We start from the raw sequence: 17,436 nt of genomic DNA on the forward strand, positions 1-17,436 counted from the left end.
CAGGTTCGGTGCGGCGGGGAGGCGGGCGGGCCGGCGGGGGATCTGCCGGGGATCTAGTGGCCGATGCCCCAGCGGGTGTCGACGCGGCCGCCGGTGAACTGGGCGCCGGTGCCCCAGAACGGCGCGAAGTTGTAGCAGCCGGAGGTGGGCGGCTCGGTGGCAGTGGTCGAGTAGGTGGCGCCGTGGCCGCCGGTGCCGGCGTCGGTCACCTGGACGGCGAAGGTCGCCGGGGTGACGGTGCCGGGACTCGCGGCCTGCACCGCGGCCTGGAGTTCGGGCAGCTGGCTCCAGGCGAGGGCGATCTCGTACCGGGTCTGCTGGCCGGTGTCGTCGCGGGAGACCAGGACGCGGCCCTCGGTGCCGCTGCCGGGTGCCGCGTCGAGCGGGCCGAGCGGGGTCGGCAGGTCGGCGTTGGTCGGGTAGTACGTCTGGTAGTTGGTGCCGGGGGCGAGCTGGCGGTGCAGCTCGGAGACGTTGCCGGTGGCCAGCGTCGCGACGTACAGGTGGGAGATCGAGCGCAGGCACTTCTCGTAGTGCGGGTCGCCGGCGAGCAGGTCCTCGGTCTTGTCGGCGACGGCGTCGAAGGCGAGCTGGATGCTGTCGGCCTGGAACGGGAAGAGGTACGCGTTGTCGCCGAACGGCACGTGGGAGAGCTGGACGTCGTCCTCCACGATGGCCCTGACGTACAGGAACGACTGGTCCCAGGCGGCCTGGAAGGCGTACGACTTGGTGTCGCCGGCCGCGGTGGTGCTGGTCAGGGTCACCGGGATGACGCCGTTCCACTGGCTGGCGCTGCCGCCGACGGTGATGGAGCGGAAGGGCAGGTAGGCGACCTGGACGTCCTGGGTGCCGGTCTGGTGCGCCTCCGGGCGGCCGGCCACCGTGGCCTCGTAGCCGACGGGGTAGCGGTTGCTGTCGCTGACGGCGAACGCCTTGACCGGGAAGGACAGGGTGCGGGCCTGTCCGGGGGCGAGCCGGACCGACGGCGACACCGCGGGAGACAGCTGCCAGCCGGACGGCGGGGTGACGCGCAGTTGCGCGTCGAGGGGGTGCGGGGTGGTGTTCTCCACCCGCACCTCGATGGCGCTGGTCGCGTCGAGCGGCTTGACGAAGGACAGCGGGCTGATCCTCAGCGGCGTGTCGTAGGCGAAGCACGCGCCGCGGGTCAGCAGGGTCTTCAGCGCGGCGGGGGTCAGGTCGCTGTCGAAGTACAGCACCTCCCAGGGGCGGAGCGGCAGGGTGACCTCGGCGGAGCTGCCGTCGGCGAGCTGCCGGCCGAGGTAGTCGTACACGCGGACGCCGCGCGCGCCGTCCAGGGTGAGCGTGCCGGTGTGGCCGGCGCTCTGGTGCTCCTCGGTGCCGTCGTAGAGCTGGTCGGCGTAGAGCGCCGCGCGGCCCTTGCCGTCGGCGCCGCGGAACAGGAAGCCCCAGGTGGACTTCGCGTCCGGGTACAGCTCGCTCTCCAGCTTCGCGTCCTCCAGCAGGGAGGTCATCGCGGAGTAGGCCACGACCGCGGGCCGCGGGGTCTTGGTGGCGTAGTCGTAGATGTTGAACTCGACGCCGGAGTAGGTCTTGTCGTAGGACAGCGAGAACCAGAAGATCCGGATCGGCGAGTCCTCCTCGGCGCCGGCCAGCATGTGCAGCAGGTAGGTCGGCGCCACGGTGCGGGCCACGCCGTAGGGGGCCTGGGCGGCGGGGACGTCGGTGAAGCTGGTGCTCTCGGCGGTGCCCAGCTCGGTCTGCCACTGCCCGGCGCGGCCCTTGGTGCGCGACCCCTTGCGGTCCATCCGGATCTGGGTCTTGGTCATCGCGTACTGCGTCGGGTCGGGGTAGCCGTAGGCGTGGTTGACCGAGCCGTCGATGTAGCCGGTGTCCTTCGAGCCCTGCGCGTAGACGATGTCGCGGTTGTAGGTGACCGAGCCGCCGCCGATGAGGTTGACGTCCGGGAAGTCCGGCTTGACGCGGTCCCAGATCAGCTTGCACATGTCGCGGTAGTCCTGGGCGTCGCCGGTCTTCCACGCCCAGCCGTGCACCCACGGCTCGTTCCAGATCTCCCAGTTGGGGACCAGGTCCTGGAGCGGGGCGATGGCGTGGTAGACCATCTCGGCGTGCGCGGCCAGGTCCTTGGGGCGGTTCTGGTAGACCAGCAGCGGCTTGCCGTTGGCGTCGGGCTGCACGTTCCAGGACATGTTGTAGTTGATGAAGCCGAGCGGCTCGATGCCGTGGTCGTGCCAGTCGGCGATCTCCGCGCGGGCGGCGTCGATCTGGGCCTGCTGCCAGAACACGCCCGGCGCCGGGCAGACGGTGTCGGGCTGGACGGCGATGACGCCGCGGGTCCACTTCACCCCGATGCGCTGGGCGATCTGCCGGGTCAGGGCGGTGTCGGACTCCGCCCGGATGCCCAGGCCGAACGCCGAGCCGGGGCGGCGGCCCTCGACGGGGGGACGGATGACGCCGAACCCGACGGTCTGGCCGAGGAGTTGGGTGCCGGAGGCGGCGGTGACGGTGGCGGTGACCGCGTAGTAGTCCGGGCCGAAGGAGCCCAGCGGGATGGTGGTGGTGCTCTGCGTGCCGGCGGCGGCGGTGAAGCCGGCGGTGCCGGAGGCCACCGGGTCGCCGCCGCGCGGGGCCACCGACCAGGCGATCGAACCGCTCAGCGCGGTCGCCGGGTTGAACACGACGAGCAGGGCGGGCGCCGCCTCTGCGGCGCCGCCGGAAAGCGGGTAGAGCCCGGTCGGGTCGGAGAAGGCCAGGGCCACCGCGGGGGCCGCGGCGGCCTGCGCCGCGGTGCCCTCGGGGGTGGCGGCGCTCGCGGCCGGGGCGGCGGCGAGGTCCAGGGCCCCGGCGGTCGCGGCGCCCACCGCGGCCGCGGCGCCGAAGCCGACGACCGTGCGGCGGCTGACCTGCCCGGGGGCGTGCGCGGCCGGCTCGGTGCGGTCGGATCTGTCGTGGTTGTCGGTCACGTGGGTTCTCTCCAGTCTTCGGCTCTTCGGCTCTTCGGCTCTTCGGAACGGGAGCGGGTGTCGGGTCACGCCGGCCTGACGACGCACAGGCCGGCGGGCGGAACGGCGATGGCGGCGGGCCCCGGGCCCAGGGTGCGCAGGTGCGAGCCCGCCGGGCGGCCGCAGGCGTCGAAGGTGTCGAGCCGTACGGCGGTGGCCGCTCCTTCGACGTCCAGCACCACGCGGTCGGCGGCGGTGGAGTTGACCAGGGCGGTCTCGGTGCGTCCGGCCAGCGGCAGGCGGGCGTGGGTGTGTTCGGCGAAGAAGGCCGCCACGGCCTGCTGACCCAGCTGCGCGGTGACGGTCGGGTGGAGCTGGTCCGGACGCCCGGCGTCGATCAGGCCGCCGGTGAGGACATCGCGGTGGGTGCGCCAGAAGTCGAGCCAGAACACGGTCGCCGCGTGCTGGTCGGCGGGCAGGCCGGCCAGCGCGACGGACAGCTGCGGGATGGCGAACAGCGCGGAGTGCAGCTGGCGTGCGGCGGTCTGCGGGGTGGCGGAGCGGTCCCACATCAGCATGTCCGAGTGGACGGCGCCCGAGGTGGCGAGCAGGCCCAGGTCGAGGGTGCGGACCCGGTTGGCGGTGGCGTCGCCCGGGCAGTCGGCGGCCCGCAGCAGGTTGCCGAAGGCGAGCATGCCGGGCCCGGTGTACGGCTGGCGCAGCTCCACCAGCAGGTCGTCGCCGCGCAGCGCGCGCAGCCGGTCGCGGACGTCGGCCAGCAGCAGCCGCAGCCCCTCGCCGACATCGGCGACGTCACCGGCACCGCCGGTACCGCCGGCATCGCCGCCGCCGGACGGGGTGCTCCCGGGCGCGGTGGCGGCACCGGTGCCGCACTCGGCGGAGGCACCACCTCCGGCACCGGTGCCGTCATCGCGCCCGGCGGCGCCGGTCCCGCCGACCGGGTCCAGGTCCGCGTAGGCCGCCGCGAGGTCGAGGAAGTCGATCTTCAGCCCGTCCAGGTGGTGGCGGCGGACCAGCTCGACGCAGGCGTCCGCGGCGACCTCGCGGGCCGCCGCGAGCCGCGGGTCCAGCACCCGGCAGCCCAGCCGCGGGATGGCGTGCGGCGCCAGGTGCGCGAACTTCCGGTGGGCGGCGGTGCGTTCGCCGACGATGAGCGGCGCGATCCACGCCATGTACCGCAGCCCCAGGCCCTGCACGCTCCGCACATGGGCCGCGAAGTCCGGGAACTTCGCCGGGTCCGGCGTCCAGTCGCCGCTGCCGGAGTAGCCGGTGCCCTTCGCGTGCAGCTGCCATCCGTCGTCCAGCAGCAGCACCCCGCAGCCGGCCGCGGCGGCGAGCTTCGCCTCGGCCTCCACGTCCGCGGCGCCCACGTCCCGGTGCATCGCGTACCAGGTGGAGTACGCCGCCTCCCGGCCCGCGGGCGGTACGGGCAGGGCGTCCGGCACCGCGAGGGCCGCGCCCAGCGCGCGGACCGCGGCGGCGACCGGCGACCCGGCCGGCTGGAGCACCACCCGGCAGCTCTCACCGGCCCGCAGCTCCACCGCCAGCCAGACCCCGAACCGGGCGGTGTCCTCGGCGAGGCCGAACCGGACCCGCGTGGTGGCGGCGGGCCGGTCGGCGCCGAAGGCCAGCAGCGCGCGCCCGGCCGTGTCGTACAGGCACCCCAGCGGCGCGGACTCGGCGGGCCCGACGGTGCGCCAGCGGCTCGCCCAGTCCGCGGTCAGATGGCGGTCCCAGCCGGCCGACGGGTGCCAGTAGCCGGCGGCGTCGCCGAGCGGGACGTCCAGCCGGAGTACGGCCGTGGTGTCCGCGGCAGCGAACAGCCGCAGCTGCCGCGCACCGGCCGGGCCGGGCTCGACGGCCAGGCGCGCGCCCTCGGTCAGCAGGCCGGCCTGCGCGCCCAGCACCGCCGCCGCGTGGCGGGCATCGGCCCACAGGCGGGCGGGTTCGGCGAAGCCGGGTACGGCCGTCTCGGCCATCACTGCTCCTCTTCAGATCGGGTGGCAGGTCGCGGTGTGCGGGTGCTGCGGTATGCGGGTGCTGCGGGAAGCATGCGGCGAACAGGCGGGATAACCTTGTCCCGCGCCGAGCCGCTCGGTGAGCGTGCGAGGCGGTACGAAGTGACCAGGTCCAACGCCGACGAGGGGCACATGACCGCACGTCAGGGGCAAAAGGCCGGGTACGGGAACCACGAGGCGGCCGCTCTTCCGCGGTCGTGCTGAACCATAGCCCGCTGAGACAACGTTGCCTATAGGTTTCGCGCGAGTAGCCGGGAATTACTTCGGCGGCCCCGGGGACGAAGGCCGCATCACGGCGTGCACGACCCCATCACGCCTGCACATCTCGCCTGTTGACGCCGCATTCGGCCGCGACAGCCCACGGGAATCCGGCCACCCGGCGGCCGTGCGTGACCAACTCGGGCCAACGTTGTCTCAGCTATGAGGGCGTTGCGCAGCCCGGCCCGGCACAGGCCGTCGAGTCCGCACCAGCCGCCCCACGGGCCGCGCTTCAGTCCGTGAAGTAGTCCGGGTACTGCTCGCGCAGCGCGGGCGCGTAGCGGTGCCCGCGGCCGATGTGCGCCCGCAGCACCTCCTGCCCGCCGGCGGCGTCCCCCGCTTCGAGCGCGTCGATCACGGCCGTGTGCTCCTCGATCAGCTCGCGCACGTTCGACGTCTCCGGCTGAGCGAGCCGGCGCAGCCGGTCGAGCTGGACCTTCATCGGCTGCATCACGCTCCAGGCGCCGCGGTAGCCGCTGATGACGAAGATCTGCTCGTGCAGGGCCTCGTCGGCGTCGAAGAAGCCGGTCAGGTCGCCGTTCGCGTGGCAGCGGACCTGCGCGGCCAGCAGTTCCCGGCAGGCGGCCACGTCGCGGTCGGGCCGGCCGCAGGCCACCGCGAAGGCGGCCAGTTCCAGGCTCTCCCGGACGAACCGGGCCTCCTTGACCTCGCGCAGGCTGATCCGCCCCACCGTCGTGCCGACCTGCGGGACGACCGAGACCAGCCCGCCGTCCGCCAGCCGGGCCAGGGCCTCGCGCAGCGGCGTGCGGCTGACCTGGAGGCTGGCGGACAGGTCGGTCTCGGAGAGCGAGGCACCCGGCGGGATGCGCAGGTTGCGGATCGCCGACAGCAGCTCCTCGTAGACCCGGTCGGACGCGCGGACCCGGCCGCGGGCGATGGGCCGAAGGGGGCCGGCACCCGGCCGGGTGTCCGCGGAGGAACTGCTCACCGATCGATCCTTCTGGTAGGCGCCTGCCGGAAGTCCGGCAGGGCCCAGGATAGGCGGGACGCGGGCCGGGTCCGGCCCGTGTCCCGCCGGGGCGCTCGGTGCGCGGTCAGGGCTTGGCGCCGCGCCCGGAGCGGCGGCCGTTGCCGCCCGGGCCGCGGCTGGTGACGGACCAGTCGGAGAAGTCGTACACGACGCACTGGCTGCCGACCCTGGCGGTGAACTTCGTGCCCTGCCGGTCCTGCTGGAGCCAGGGGGTGTCGAAGAGCTTGAACGCGTCGTACCGGATCGGCTTGCCGTCCACCAGGTGGGTCGCGCCGGGGGCCTGGGCGGGGTCGTCGAAGGTGAGGTCGAGGTCGTGGCCGCTCAGGCTGTGGTAGACCAGCCGCGGTTCGGCGTCGCCGATGTGGCTGGTGTCCAGCCGGGTCCTGGTGGTCAGCGCCGTCGCGAAGGCGTCGAGGCTGGCGTAGGTGGAGGTGTCGCCGGTCTCCAGCACCCAGCCGTTGGTGTCGGCCTGGCTGCGCAGGATGTCGTAGCTGTAGCTGAGGGTCGTCGTCGGGTGGATCTGGGTGGTGGTCTTCACCTTGTTCGACGGGTCGTTGGGCGTCTGGTGGTACCAGGTCGCCGGCTGGGCCGTCCTGAACGCGAAGTACATGGTGCCGGTGTCGACGACGGTCCAGCCGTCGACCTGGCGGCGCTCCTTGATGGACCCGGTGTCGGGGAAGAGCGCGTTGAGGTAGTTCTCGGTGCTGTCACCGGAGGACTTGTAGACGCCGAGCGCGGTCGGGCCGTCCTGCATGACGCGCTGCTCGGCCGGGTCGTCGTAGTTGCCGACCGGCGCGTTGCCCTGGTCGATCGAGACCCGGAAGAGCGGGTCCGCCGCGTCGGACTGCCAGCGCAGGTCCAGCGGCTGGTCCTCCAGCCACTCGTCGGTCCTGCGGTACTGCACCTCGGTGGCCAGGCCCCAGGTCGGCCGGACGTAGCTGGTGCGGTAGATGTCCGTCGGGTCGCCGCTGGAGTTCTGGAGGTTGGTCTTGTAGGCGGTGTAGGACTTGTCGGTCATCCGGCCGATCCGCACCGCGAGGGCGGGCGGCTGGTACGCGGTGCCGGACCAGGCGAGCAGGCCGACGTACTCCAGGTCGGGGCGGTAGGCGTCGGGCGCCGGGTTGTCCGACTCCCCCACGCCCTCCTGCGCGCGGTGCTCCCCGAAGTACGTCCAGGCCAGCGCGGTGTGGTCGGCCGGGCGCCAGGTCGGGTCGCCCACGGACGCCAGGTCGCCCTTGGCCCGGCTCTCGGAGGAGACCAGGTAGCCGTCGTCCCAGTCGTTGGCCCACTCGAACCACATGACGTCCATGGCCGTCTTGGCCTCGGTGCGCAGCTCCTGGTCGGTGGACCACTGGTAGATCGCGTTGAGGCCGAAGTACGTCATGATCGTGTACTCGGGGCTCTCGTACTCCGCCCAGCCGTCCTTGACCGCCTGCTGGACCATCTCCTCGATGTTGGCCTTGCTCTCGGCCATCAGCGCCGCGCCGGAGGTGCCGTCGGTGTCGGCGACGCCGGGCAGGTACTGGCCGACGAGGTAGCCGGTGACATAGGTGCTCATCCGCAGGTTCTCGGTCTGCGGCAGCTTCTTGTAGCTGTACTGGCCGAAGTAGGTGGCCACGTCCTGGAGCATCGCGGCGCTGAACTGGTCGCCCGCCATGAGGTAGGCGTACATCCGCGACAGCCACTTGTACTCTTCGTAGTCGTAGCCCTTGTAGAGGGTGTCGAGCTTGGTGAGGGCGGCGGTCGTGTTCTCGTGGTCGACGAGTTGCGCGGTGTACTGCGCGACGTTGATCGGCCCGTCCTCCTCCTTCATGGCCTTCGTCTTGTCCCACAGCCACTGGGAGCGGGTCTGCTGGGTGCCCGGGTAGGGCGCGGGGTTGTCGGGCACGTACGCGGAGGTCGTGGCGTGCAGCGGGGCGCTCATGGCGCTGACGTGGCCGAAGGCGTCCTTCGCCCGGACGGTGAAGTCGTAGCCGGTGCCCGGCATCAGGCCGCCGACGACCGCGGTGGTGGTCGAGCCGCTGACGGAGGCGACCTGGTAGCCGTCGCGGAAGACGTCGTAGCCGGTGACGCCGGTGTCGTCGGTGGACGGGCTCCACCCCAGCGGGACGCTGTTCTGCCCGGGGGTGCCGGCGATCAGGGACGTGGGGGCGGTCGGCGGCGCGGTGTCGGTGACGGAGCCGGCGTCGTACACGTCGAGGTTGTCCACGGCGACGGCCTCGTCGGTGCCGCCGGTGTCGACGCGGACCTGGAAGCCGAGTTCGACGGTGGAGACCAGCCGGGTGCCGCCGTTGGGCACGATGGTGAAGCGGTACTGCGGTATGTCGGTGTCCGAGACCGGCTGGAGGGCGCCGGAGGTGTTCTGGTAGGCGGCGGTGGTGGTGAGGCTGACCGGCGGCACGGGGAACTGCGGCACCGTGGCGTTGTCGAAGTTGCCGAAGGAGACGCGGGCGTAGATGTCCTTGGCGACGGGCTTGTCGCTGGCCTGGGTGCGGGCGAGGTCGAAGGTCAGCACGAACTGCTCGGCGGGGCTGCCGGCCGGTTCGCTGTAGACGGCGTTGATCCGGTCCTTGAGCAAGCCGGTGGAGAAGCGGTGGTAGAAGTAGCTGGCGAGGTTGGTGCCGTCGGACGCGTCGCTCAGCTGGAGGGCGTTGTCGCCGCCCACGCTGACGATCTGCTGGCTGCCGCCGGTGGTGGTGCTGCCCTGGGTCAGGGGGCTGGTGCCGCTGTCCATCGTGGTGTCCATGTCCGCCGCGAGGAGGTTGGCGGGCGGGTCGGCGGCGGCTGCGGCGACGCCCTGGCAGGGTGCCGCGAGAAGCACCGTGACGCACACGGACGCCGCGGTTGCGTACAGGACCTTCATGGATCGTCCTTCCATGACGCCGGCCGGTCGGCCGGCCGGCTATTTGACGGCTCCCGCGGTCAGGCCCTTGCTCCAGAAGGCCTGTAGGGAGACGAACATCGCGATGACGGGGATGACCGAGAGCATGGCTCCGGTGACGACGGTGGTGTAGCCGATGGGGTAGCCCTGCATCTGGCGCCAGCCGACCAGGCCGACGGTGACCGGTTGCAGCGAGCTGTCGGCGAGCATCAGCGAGGGCAGCAGGAAGTTCGTCCAGATGGCGACGAACTGGAAGAGGAAGACGGTGACCATGGCGGGTGCCATGATCCTCATCCCCATGGTGAAGATGCGCAGTTCCCCCGCGCCGTCGATCCGGCCGGCCTCGATGAGCGCGTCCGGGACGGACGAGGCGGCGTAGATGCGGCTGAGGTAGACGCCGAACGGGCTGACGATGCTGGGGATGAACACCGACCAGAAGGTGTTGACGATCCCGGTGTGGCTGAACAGCAGGTAGAGCGGGACGGCCAGGACGGGGGCGGGCAGCAGCACCGCGGCCAGCACGGTGCCGAAGACCGCCTCGCGGCCGGGGAAGGGGAACTTCGCCAGCGCGTAGCCGCACATGGCGGCCAGCAGGGTGGCGACGATGCCGCCGCCGACGGCGTACAGCAGCGAGTTGAGCAGCCAGCGGGAGTAGATGCCGCCCTGCGCGCGGAAGAGCGTCTGGACGTTGTCCCACAGCGCGAAGTGGTGGCCGAACCAGAAGCCGTCGCCGGCGAAGAGTTCGCCGCTGTCCTTGGTGGTGGAGACGACCAGCCACCACACCGGCAGCAGGAAGTAGAGGGCGAAGAGCGTCATGACGCCGAGGGTGACCAGCCGCGTGGTGGGGTTGATCGTCGTCAGCGGGCTGCCGGTGCGGCGCCGGCGCGGGGGTGCGGCGGGGGCGGCGGCCTCGGCGGGGCCGGCGGGGTCGGCGGGCGGGTGGAGGGTGCTGGTCATGAGTCGGTCCTTCGGGCCGAGGCACGGAAGACGGCGACCGACAGCACGCAGATCAGTGCGCCGAGCACCACCGACTGCGTTGCCGCGTAGGTGAAGTTGTTCGAGGACACCGAGCGCAGGGTGGCCATGATGGGCGTGTAGGTGGAGGACAGGTTGGGCGCCACCGACTTCATGGTGGCCGGCTCGTTGTAGAGCTGGAACGTGCCGATGATCGAGAAGACCAGCGTCATCAGCAGGGCGGGGCGGATCTGGGGCACCTTGATCAGCAGTGCGGCCTTCCAGCCGGTGCAGCCGTCCACCGCTGCGGCTTCCATCGTCTCCGGCGGGACGGCCTGGAGGGCGGCGTAGATGAGGATGGTGTTGTAGCCGGTCCAGGCCCAGGTGAGGATGTTGGCGATGGCGAAGGGCAGCGCGGTGTCGGTGACGAAGCCGGCGTGGATGCCGGCGGAGTCCAGCAGCCGTACGACCGGGCTGAGCGAGGGCGCGTACAGGAAGGACCAGACCAGGCCGGCGATGACGCCGGGCAGGCCGTAGGGCACGAAGTACGCGACGCGGAACAGGCGCCCGGTCCTGACCACCGCGGAGTCGAGCAGCAGCGCGAGCACCAGGGCCAGGGCCAGCATCGCGGGCACCTGGATGACGCCGATGAAGGCGACGTGCGCGAGGGAGTGCAGGAAGTCCGTGTCGTGCAGGACGCGGGTGTAGTTGTCGGCGCCGGCGAAGACCGTCCTGGCGCCGGTGAGCCCGAGGCCGGAGCGCTTCTCGGTGAACAGGCTCTGCTCCAGGGCGTATCCGGTGGGGATGAGGTAGATGACGGCGAAGAGCGCGAGGAAGGGCAGGACGAAGGGCGCGGCTCGGCGGAGTTCGCGAAGTCGGCGCCGGCGGTCGGTGGCGGCGGACGTCACGGTGGACACGGTCACCTTCTCTGGGGTGGTGCTGCGGGTCACTTGCTGACGGAGAAGCCCTGCGACTTCAGGGCGCTGACGGTGCTTCGCTGGGCGCCGTCGAGGGCGTCCTGGTAGGTGCCCTTCCTGGTGTGGACCTTGCCGAGGCCGTCGCCGAGGCTGGTGGCGGAGGTGGCCATGATCGGGCCCCACGTCCAGTTGTCGTCGACCTTGGCGGCCTCGGTGCGGAAGAGCTGGTAGATGCGCCGGCCGCCGTAGTAACTCTGGGGCGCGTCGAGCGCGGGGCTGGCCAGTCCGGACTTGGAGGCGGGCAGGATCGCCGCGGCGGAGATCAGGTTGGACACCGAGCCGCTGTCGGTCGACATCCACAGCGCGAAGTCGGTGGCCTCCTTGGGGTGGGCGCAGTCCTTCGTCACGGCGGTGGCCGAGCCGCCGGAGTTGCCGACCGCGTCGGAGCCGGCCCAGCGGGGCATGGGCGCGACGGCCCACTTGCCGGCGGAGGCGGCGGCATTGTCGCGGATGAGGGAGGCGGACCAGACGGGTCCGACCTCCGCCCAGACCGAGCCCTTGTTCCACGCGGAGTACAAGGTGGCGTCGAAGGCGGGGTAGGAGGTGAGCAGGCCCTTGTCGGTCAGGCCCTGCCAGTAGGCGGCGACCTTGCTGTTGGCGGGGCTGTCGAACGACACCGACCAGGCGTCGTTCTTCGCGCCGAACCAGGGCGCGCCGGCCTGCCAGGCGAACCCGGCGTACAGGTAGGGGTCGCTGGGCGCGTTCATGATGCGCGCGGCGGGGTCGGCGGCCTTGACCTTCGCCGCGGCGGTGGCGAAGTCGTCCCAGGTCTTCGGGACGGCGATGTGCGCCTTGGCGAAGAGGTCGGCGCGGTAGAACATCGCCATCGGCGCGGTGTCGACGGGGACGCCGTAGGCCCTGCCGTCGACGCCCACGTTGTTCCAGACCCAGTCGGGGAACTGGGCGCGGTCCTGCTTGACGTAAGCGCTGACGTCCTTCAGGGCGCCGGCGGCCAGGAAGCTGGCGAAGGTCTCGTAGCCGATCTGCGCCAGGCAGGGCGCGTTGCCGGCCTTGGCGGCGGTGAGCATCTTGTCGTAGCCGCCGGCGCCGCCGTTGGTGATGGCCTGGTACTTCACGTGGACGTCCGGGTGCGCCTTGTTCCACAGCGCCACCGACTTGTCGTAGCCGGCGGCCCAGCCCCAGAAGGTGATCTCGGCGGGGCCCTTGCCGGCGGCGGACGATCCGCTGCCGCCGCCGCAGCCGGTGAGCATGAGGGTGGTGGCAGCGAGGATCGCCGCGGCGGTGAGCCCGGCCCTGTGCTTGGTCATGACGTCGTCCCCTTGGTCTGCTCGTACGGCGCGGTGCACGGGTGCCACCCGGCCGATGGCGAGGCATACTTGCATACAAGTACACTGGCATGCAAGGATTCGGACATGACCGCTCCCCCACCAGCGCGCATGCCGGAGCAGGCGCCGTACGCAACCGCCGGAGTGCTGACGCCGATCAGCCGGGACGGCCGGCGCACCCGCACCTCCGACCTCGTCCACGACGAGCTGGTGGCCGCGATCCGCACCCTGCGCCTGGCCCCCGGCTCCTGTCTGTCGGAGACGGAGATCGCCGAGCGCCTGCACGTCAGCCGCACCCCCGTGCGCGAGGCCATCGCCCGGCTCGCCGACGCCGGCCTCGTCCACGTGGTGCCGCAGGTCGGCACGCGGGTCGGGCTGATCCGGCTGTGGGACGTGGCGGAGGCGTGTTTCGTCCGCGAGAGCCTGGAGGTCTCCGCCTTCGAGGCCGCCTGCCGCAGTCCCGCGCTCGACACCGGCGCCCTGCGCGACCTGCTGGACCGGCAGGAGGACAGCTACCGCGCCGGCGACCACGACGCGTTCTTCCAGGCCGACGAGGCCCTGCACGCCGAGGTGTTCGCCCTCAGCGGCTACCTGCGCGCCTGGCAGGCCGTGCAGCGGATGAAGCTGCAACTGGACCGGCTGCGGCGGCTGGCGCAGCCCGACACCGCCAGCATGCGCGACCTGATCGACGAGCACCGGCTGATCGTCGACGCGCTGTCGGCCCGCGACGCCGAAGGCGGGCGCCGGCTCATCAGCCGCCACGCCAGGCGCGCGCTGGAGCGGGTGCCGAAGCTGTGCGCGCAGTACCCGGACTACTTCGCCGACTGACCGGGACGCTCCGGTCGGCGGTCCGGCCCCGTGTCCCCCTTCGCGTCCCCCGTGTCCCCTCCTTGCGTCCCCCTTGTCTCCCCTCCAACCGAACGGATCACCGTGAAGCACCTGCGGGTCGGCCGGGCATGACCATTCGACTCTCCCTCGGCCATATCGACACCTACGACGACCGGGTCGCCACCTTCGCGCACCAACTCGGCCTGACCGGCGTCCAGTTGCACACACCGGACCTGCTGCCCGGACGCGAGGGCTGCTGGAGCCTGGCAGAGCTGCGGGCGCTGCGCGAGCGCTGCGACGCGGACGGCCTGGCGATCGACGGGCTGGAGAACGTGCCCCTGGCGCACTTCTGGAAGATCCAGCGGGGCCTGCCGGGCCGGGACGAGCAGATCGAGAACTTCCGCGCGACCCTGCGCAACATGGCCGCGGTCGGCATCGACCTGCTCGGCTACAACTTCCTCGCCACCTACGTGTGGCGCACCGACATGGCCGCGGCCGGGCGCGGCGGCGCCAAGGTGAGCGCCTTCGACCTGGCGCGGGTCCCGCAGGGCAACGCGCTGGCCGGCTACCGGCTCACCCCCGACGAGCCGGTGGCGGAGCCGATCAGCGCCGAGGACATGTGGGCCCACCACCAGTACTTCCTGGACGCGGTGCTGCCGGTGGCCGAGGAGGTCGGGGTGCGGCTCGCGCTGCACCCGGACGATCCGCCGGTGGACGAGCCGCTGGGCGGGGTCGCCCGGATCTTCACCTCGCCCGCCGCCATCGCGCGGGCCCGCGCCCAAGCGGGCGGCAGCCCGTCCTGGGGGCTGAACCTGTGCCTGGGCACGGTCTCGGAGATGGCCGGGGAGGAGAGCGTCGACGCCGTCATCGACCTGCTCGGCCCGGCCATCTTCTACGTGCACTTCCGGGACGTGCGCGGCACCGTGCCAAGCTTCACCGAGTGCTTCCTCGGCGAGGGCAACCTCGACCCGGCGCGGGTGATCCGCCGCCTGGCGGCCGCCGGGTTCGACGGCTTCCTCATCGACGACCACGTCCCGGCGATGATCGGCGACCTCGACACCTGGGGCGACATCTCCTCGGCGGCGTACTGCAGCCGCGGCCGGGCCCACGCGATCGGCTACCTGCAAGGGGTGCTCAACGCCCTGGACCTCGACGGGCCGCCGCACCGGGCACCCGGCCGGGCGCGGGTCCGATGACCCCGGCAACGGAAGGCGCTCTTGCCCGCTGAGCCCTGACCACGCGCACGGGCGGCCCGGTTCCTTCAGCCGCTCAGGGCGTCCCGGACCTTGTCCGTCATCGCGGCGAACGGCCCGGTCAGGGCGACCATCGCGGGGCGGCCGGCCGCGGACGGGTGCGGGTGCGTGGGTGCGAGCCGCTCCGCCCGCGCCAGCCGCTCCCCCATGGTGTGCCGGTGCTCGGCGGTGCACTCGCGCAGGATCGAGGGGAACTCCTCGCTCTCCTCGTGGTCGGCGTGCTCGCCGACCGCCCGTTCGAACTCCCCGATCGCCGCGTCGAACTCGGCGCTGTCGGGGTCCATCCGCTCCAGCCGCTTGAGCACCTCGGTGGCCTCGGCCTCCTCGGTGTTGCGGTGCTCGGCCTCCTGCTCGCCCGCGGTGCGCTTCGCGACCGGCCGGACGATCAGCTCCTCGGCGACTTCGTGGACCGCCAGCAGCGCGCGCAGCTCGTCGAACGCCTGCCGGCGCGCGTCGCCGCGGGTGCCGCGGACGGTGGCGAACAGGTCGCGGATACGGGCGTGCTGGGTGAGCAGCACCGCGACCACGTCGCCGTCGGGAAGGCGGGCCGCCGCGGTCCGTTCGATGGTGGCGGAACTCATGCTCGGCTCCCTCTCGGGTCGGACGTCGATCTTCGTACGCAGGGGCGCCTCACCCCTCACGGCCCCGCCAAACCCCTTCGGCCCCGGCACATCCCCGCTACCCCGCCCGTACCCGCGCCTCCGTGGGCCGCGGCGCGCCGGGCGGGACCGCTCGGGGGACCTCGGGCGGCGGGACGCTCGGCCCGGCCCGGTGCGGGGAACGGATGGCCGGGTGCGCGCCCCCGTCTGCCCACGCGGCCGCCGCACCGGTCCGAGCGGGCCGCCGCCTTGAGGAGAGGAAGCACCAGTGAAAGCACTGACCTGGCACGGCAAGCGCGATGTGCGCGTGGACACCGTTCCCGACCCGGTGGTCCAGGACCCGACGGACATCGTGGTGAAGGTGACGACCACCGGCCTGTGCGGCTCGGACCTCCACCTGTACGAGGTGTTCGGACCGTTCATCGACCCGGGCGACATCCTCGGCCACGAGCCGATGGGCGTGGTGGAGGAGGTCGGCCCCGAGGTCACCGCGGTGCGGCCCGGCGACCGGGTCGTCGTCCCCTTCAACGTCTCCTGCGGGACCTGCTTCATGTGCGGGCGCGGCCTGCACTCCCAGTGCGAGACCACCCAGGTCCGCGAACACGGCAAGGGCGGCTCGCTCTTCGGCTACACCAAGCTCTACGGCCAGGTGCCGGGCGGCCAGGCGGAATACCTGCGGGTGCCCTTCGGCAACACCCTGCCCATCGCGGTTCCGCCCGGCCCGCCGGACGACCGGTTCGTCTACCTCTCGGACGTCCTGCCCACCGCCTGGCAGGCGGTGGAGTACGCCGCCGTGCCCGAGGGCGGCAGCGTGGCCGTGCTCGGCCTCGGCCCGATCGGCGACATGGCCGCGCGGATCGCCGCCCACCGCGGCGCCGGCCAGGTCATCGGCATCGACGTCGTGCCGGAGCGGCTGGCCCGCGCCCGGGCCCGCGGGGTCCACACCTTCGACCTGTCCGCGTACGGCGACAAGCTCACCGACGCCGTGTACGACGCCACCGACGGCCGCGGGCCCGACTGCGTCATCGACGCCGTCGGCATGGAGGCGCACGGCGCGCCGCTGGCCCAGGGCATGCAGCAGATGACCGCGCTGCTGCCGGACCCGCTGGCCGCGTGGCTGATGCAGCGCGTCGGCGTCGACCGCCTCTCCGCGCTGTACCTGGCCGTCGAGCTGGTGCGGCGCGGGGGCACCATCTCGCTGTCCGGGGTCTACGGCGGCATGGCCGACCCGCTCCCGCTGCTCACCCTGTTCGACAAGCAGGTCCAGTTGCGCATGGGCCAGGCCAACGTCCGGCGGTGGGTGGACGACCTCCTCCCGCTGCTGACCGACGCCGACCCGCTCGGTGTCGACGACTTCGCCACCCACCGGGTGCCGCTGGCGAAGGCGCCCGACGCGTACGCGATGTTCCAGAAGAAGCAGGACGGCGCGGTCAAGGTGCTCTTCACGCCGTGACCGGGCGTCAGCGGCCGGGAGCGGGCGGGACCGACGAGTGCGGGGCCGCGTCCACGGCGGCGCGGACGAAGGCCCGTACGCGGGCGGTGGTGCGGGACTCCGCCCAGACCGGCCCCCGCAGGATCGGCGGGGCGTCGGTGATCGGCACATAGGCGATGCCCGGGTGCGGGAAGGAGCCGGGGGTGTGCTCGCCGACCGGCAGGACCCCGCGCCCGAGGGCCACCAGGGAGAGCATCTCGGAGAAGCTCTCCCCCTGCGGGCCCCGCGGCACCGGCCGCCCGCCCGGGGTGCGGCTCGGGGTGCGGTGCTCCTTGAACGACCGCGAGGTGGCCTGCGGGTACTGGATGACGGGGTGGTCGGCGAGGACCTCCAGCGACACGGCCGGCTCGCGGGCCAGCCGGTGCCCGGCCGCCACCGCGAGCACCTGGCGCTCCCGGATCAGCGCGGGGCCGGTGGCCATGCCGTCGAAGGGGAACGCGGCCAGCAGCACGTCGACGGTCCCGTCCGACAGGTGGGCGCGGGTGGTGGCCAGGCGTTCCTCGTGCACCCGCACCTCGCAGTCGGGGTGGCGCCGCTGGAAGAGCTCGACCCCGCGCAGCAGCACCGGCGCGGTGGTCGCGCCGAGGAAGGCGACGTGCAGCACGCCGGTCACCCCGCGGGCCGCCGCCACCGCCCGCTCCAGGGCGGCGTCCAGGCCGCGGACGATCGGCCGCAGGTCCGCGGCGAGCTGCTCGCCGAGCGGGGTGAGCCGGACCGTGCGGCTGGTGCGCTCGAACAGCGGTGCGCCGACCCGCCGTTCGACCGCCTTGATGGTCCGGCTGATCCGGCCGGTGGTCAGCCCGAGCCGTTCGGCGGTCCGGCCGAAGTGGAGCTCCTCGGCCAGCACCAGGAAGGCCGCCGTCTCGTGGCGCTCCCACACGAGCCGCCTCCCGCTGATCGCCGACCGTTGTTCCTGGGGCAACGATCCTATGCCGC

The 17,436-nt window shown here is 72.7% G+C and carries 12 protein-coding genes; 3 read left to right on the top strand and 9 right to left on the bottom strand.

Annotated features, from left to right (window positions below):
* Positions 1-53 precede the first annotated feature (53 nt).
* The 7 genes from AC3ERT_RS17370 to AC3ERT_RS17400 form a co-directional block, all read right to left on the bottom strand.
* Positions 54-2,963: a hypothetical protein gene (locus AC3ERT_RS17370; protein WP_435175218.1), complete on the bottom strand. Its 2,910-nt coding sequence runs from the start codon at positions 2,961-2,963 to the stop codon at positions 54-56.
* Between the two features lie 65 nt (positions 2,964-3,028).
* On the bottom strand, positions 3,029-4,942 hold the full coding sequence (locus AC3ERT_RS17375) for an alpha-amylase family protein (RefSeq protein WP_435175220.1): 1,914 nt from the start codon (positions 4,940-4,942) through the stop codon (positions 3,029-3,031).
* A gap of 529 nt (positions 4,943-5,471) precedes the next feature.
* Positions 5,472-6,188 carry a GntR family transcriptional regulator gene (locus AC3ERT_RS17380; protein WP_435175222.1) on the bottom strand — a complete coding sequence of 239 codons (717 nt, stop codon included), beginning with the start codon at positions 6,186-6,188 and terminating at the stop codon, positions 5,472-5,474.
* Between the two features lie 106 nt (positions 6,189-6,294).
* Positions 6,295-9,093 (bottom strand): fibronectin type III domain-containing protein, encoded by a 2,799-nt coding sequence (locus AC3ERT_RS17385; RefSeq protein WP_435175224.1) that lies wholly within the window; start codon positions 9,091-9,093, stop codon positions 6,295-6,297.
* Positions 9,094-9,132: 39 nt separating this feature from the next.
* The gene (locus tag AC3ERT_RS17390) at positions 9,133-10,068 is read right to left on the bottom strand and encodes a carbohydrate ABC transporter permease (protein WP_435175226.1); all 936 of its coding nucleotides are present in this window, start codon (positions 10,066-10,068) and stop codon (positions 9,133-9,135) included.
* The gene (locus AC3ERT_RS17395; protein ID WP_435175228.1) at positions 10,065-10,982 is read right to left on the bottom strand and encodes a carbohydrate ABC transporter permease; all 918 of its coding nucleotides are present in this window, start codon (positions 10,980-10,982) and stop codon (positions 10,065-10,067) included. Before AC3ERT_RS17395 ends, AC3ERT_RS17390 begins: the two co-directional genes overlap by 4 nt.
* A gap of 29 nt (positions 10,983-11,011) precedes the next feature.
* The gene (locus tag AC3ERT_RS17400) at positions 11,012-12,310 is read right to left on the bottom strand and encodes an extracellular solute-binding protein (RefSeq protein WP_335972454.1); all 1,299 of its coding nucleotides are present in this window, start codon (positions 12,308-12,310) and stop codon (positions 11,012-11,014) included.
* A gap of 105 nt (positions 12,311-12,415) precedes the next feature.
* Here AC3ERT_RS17400 and AC3ERT_RS17405 point away from each other — a divergent pair, with 105 nt between their 5' ends.
* Positions 12,416-13,156 carry a GntR family transcriptional regulator gene (locus tag AC3ERT_RS17405; protein ID WP_435175230.1) on the top strand — a complete coding sequence of 247 codons (741 nt, stop codon included), beginning with the start codon at positions 12,416-12,418 and terminating at the stop codon, positions 13,154-13,156.
* A gap of 128 nt (positions 13,157-13,284) precedes the next feature.
* Positions 13,285-14,352, top strand: coding sequence for a mannonate dehydratase (locus tag AC3ERT_RS17410; protein ID WP_435175232.1), 1,068 nt, complete (start codon positions 13,285-13,287; stop codon positions 14,350-14,352).
* Positions 14,353-14,417: 65 nt separating this feature from the next.
* On the opposite strand, the gene AC3ERT_RS17415 is transcribed toward AC3ERT_RS17410, so the two are convergent.
* Positions 14,418-14,990, bottom strand: coding sequence for a hemerythrin domain-containing protein (locus AC3ERT_RS17415; protein ID WP_335972457.1), 573 nt, complete (start codon positions 14,988-14,990; stop codon positions 14,418-14,420).
* A gap of 286 nt (positions 14,991-15,276) precedes the next feature.
* On the opposite strand from AC3ERT_RS17415, the gene AC3ERT_RS17420 reads away from it, so the two are divergent.
* Positions 15,277-16,461 carry a zinc-dependent alcohol dehydrogenase gene (locus AC3ERT_RS17420; protein ID WP_335972458.1) on the top strand — a complete coding sequence of 395 codons (1,185 nt, stop codon included), beginning with the start codon at positions 15,277-15,279 and terminating at the stop codon, positions 16,459-16,461.
* Between the two features lie 7 nt (positions 16,462-16,468).
* Here the strand turns inward: AC3ERT_RS17420 and AC3ERT_RS17425 are convergent, their stop codons facing one another.
* Positions 16,469-17,380 (bottom strand): LysR family transcriptional regulator, encoded by a 912-nt coding sequence (locus AC3ERT_RS17425; protein WP_435175235.1) that lies wholly within the window; start codon positions 17,378-17,380, stop codon positions 16,469-16,471.
* Positions 17,381-17,436 lie beyond the last annotated feature (56 nt).

This window comes from Actinacidiphila sp. bgisy145, from assembly GCF_057708125.1.

What these genes read in the sequence shown, in the direction of transcription:
- AC3ERT_RS17405 (WP_435175230.1), top strand. Translation starts at nt 12,416, where the DNA reads ATGACCGCTCCCCCACCAGCGCGCATGCCGGAGCAGGCGCCGTACGCA.
- AC3ERT_RS17410 (WP_435175232.1), top strand. Translation starts at nt 13,285, where the DNA reads ATGACCATTCGACTCTCCCTCGGCCATATCGACACCTACGACGACCGG.
- AC3ERT_RS17385 (WP_435175224.1), bottom strand. Translation starts at nt 9,093, where the DNA reads ATGAAGGTCCTGTACGCAACCGCGGCGTCCGTGTGCGTCACGGTGCTT.
- AC3ERT_RS17375 (WP_435175220.1), bottom strand. Translation starts at nt 4,942, where the DNA reads ATGGCCGAGACGGCCGTACCCGGCTTCGCCGAACCCGCCCGCCTGTGG.
- AC3ERT_RS17390 (WP_435175226.1), bottom strand. Translation starts at nt 10,068, where the DNA reads ATGACCAGCACCCTCCACCCGCCCGCCGACCCCGCCGGCCCCGCCGAG.
- AC3ERT_RS17400 (WP_335972454.1), bottom strand. Translation starts at nt 12,310, where the DNA reads ATGACCAAGCACAGGGCCGGGCTCACCGCCGCGGCGATCCTCGCTGCC.
- AC3ERT_RS17415 (WP_335972457.1), bottom strand. Translation starts at nt 14,990, where the DNA reads ATGAGTTCCGCCACCATCGAACGGACCGCGGCGGCCCGCCTTCCCGAC.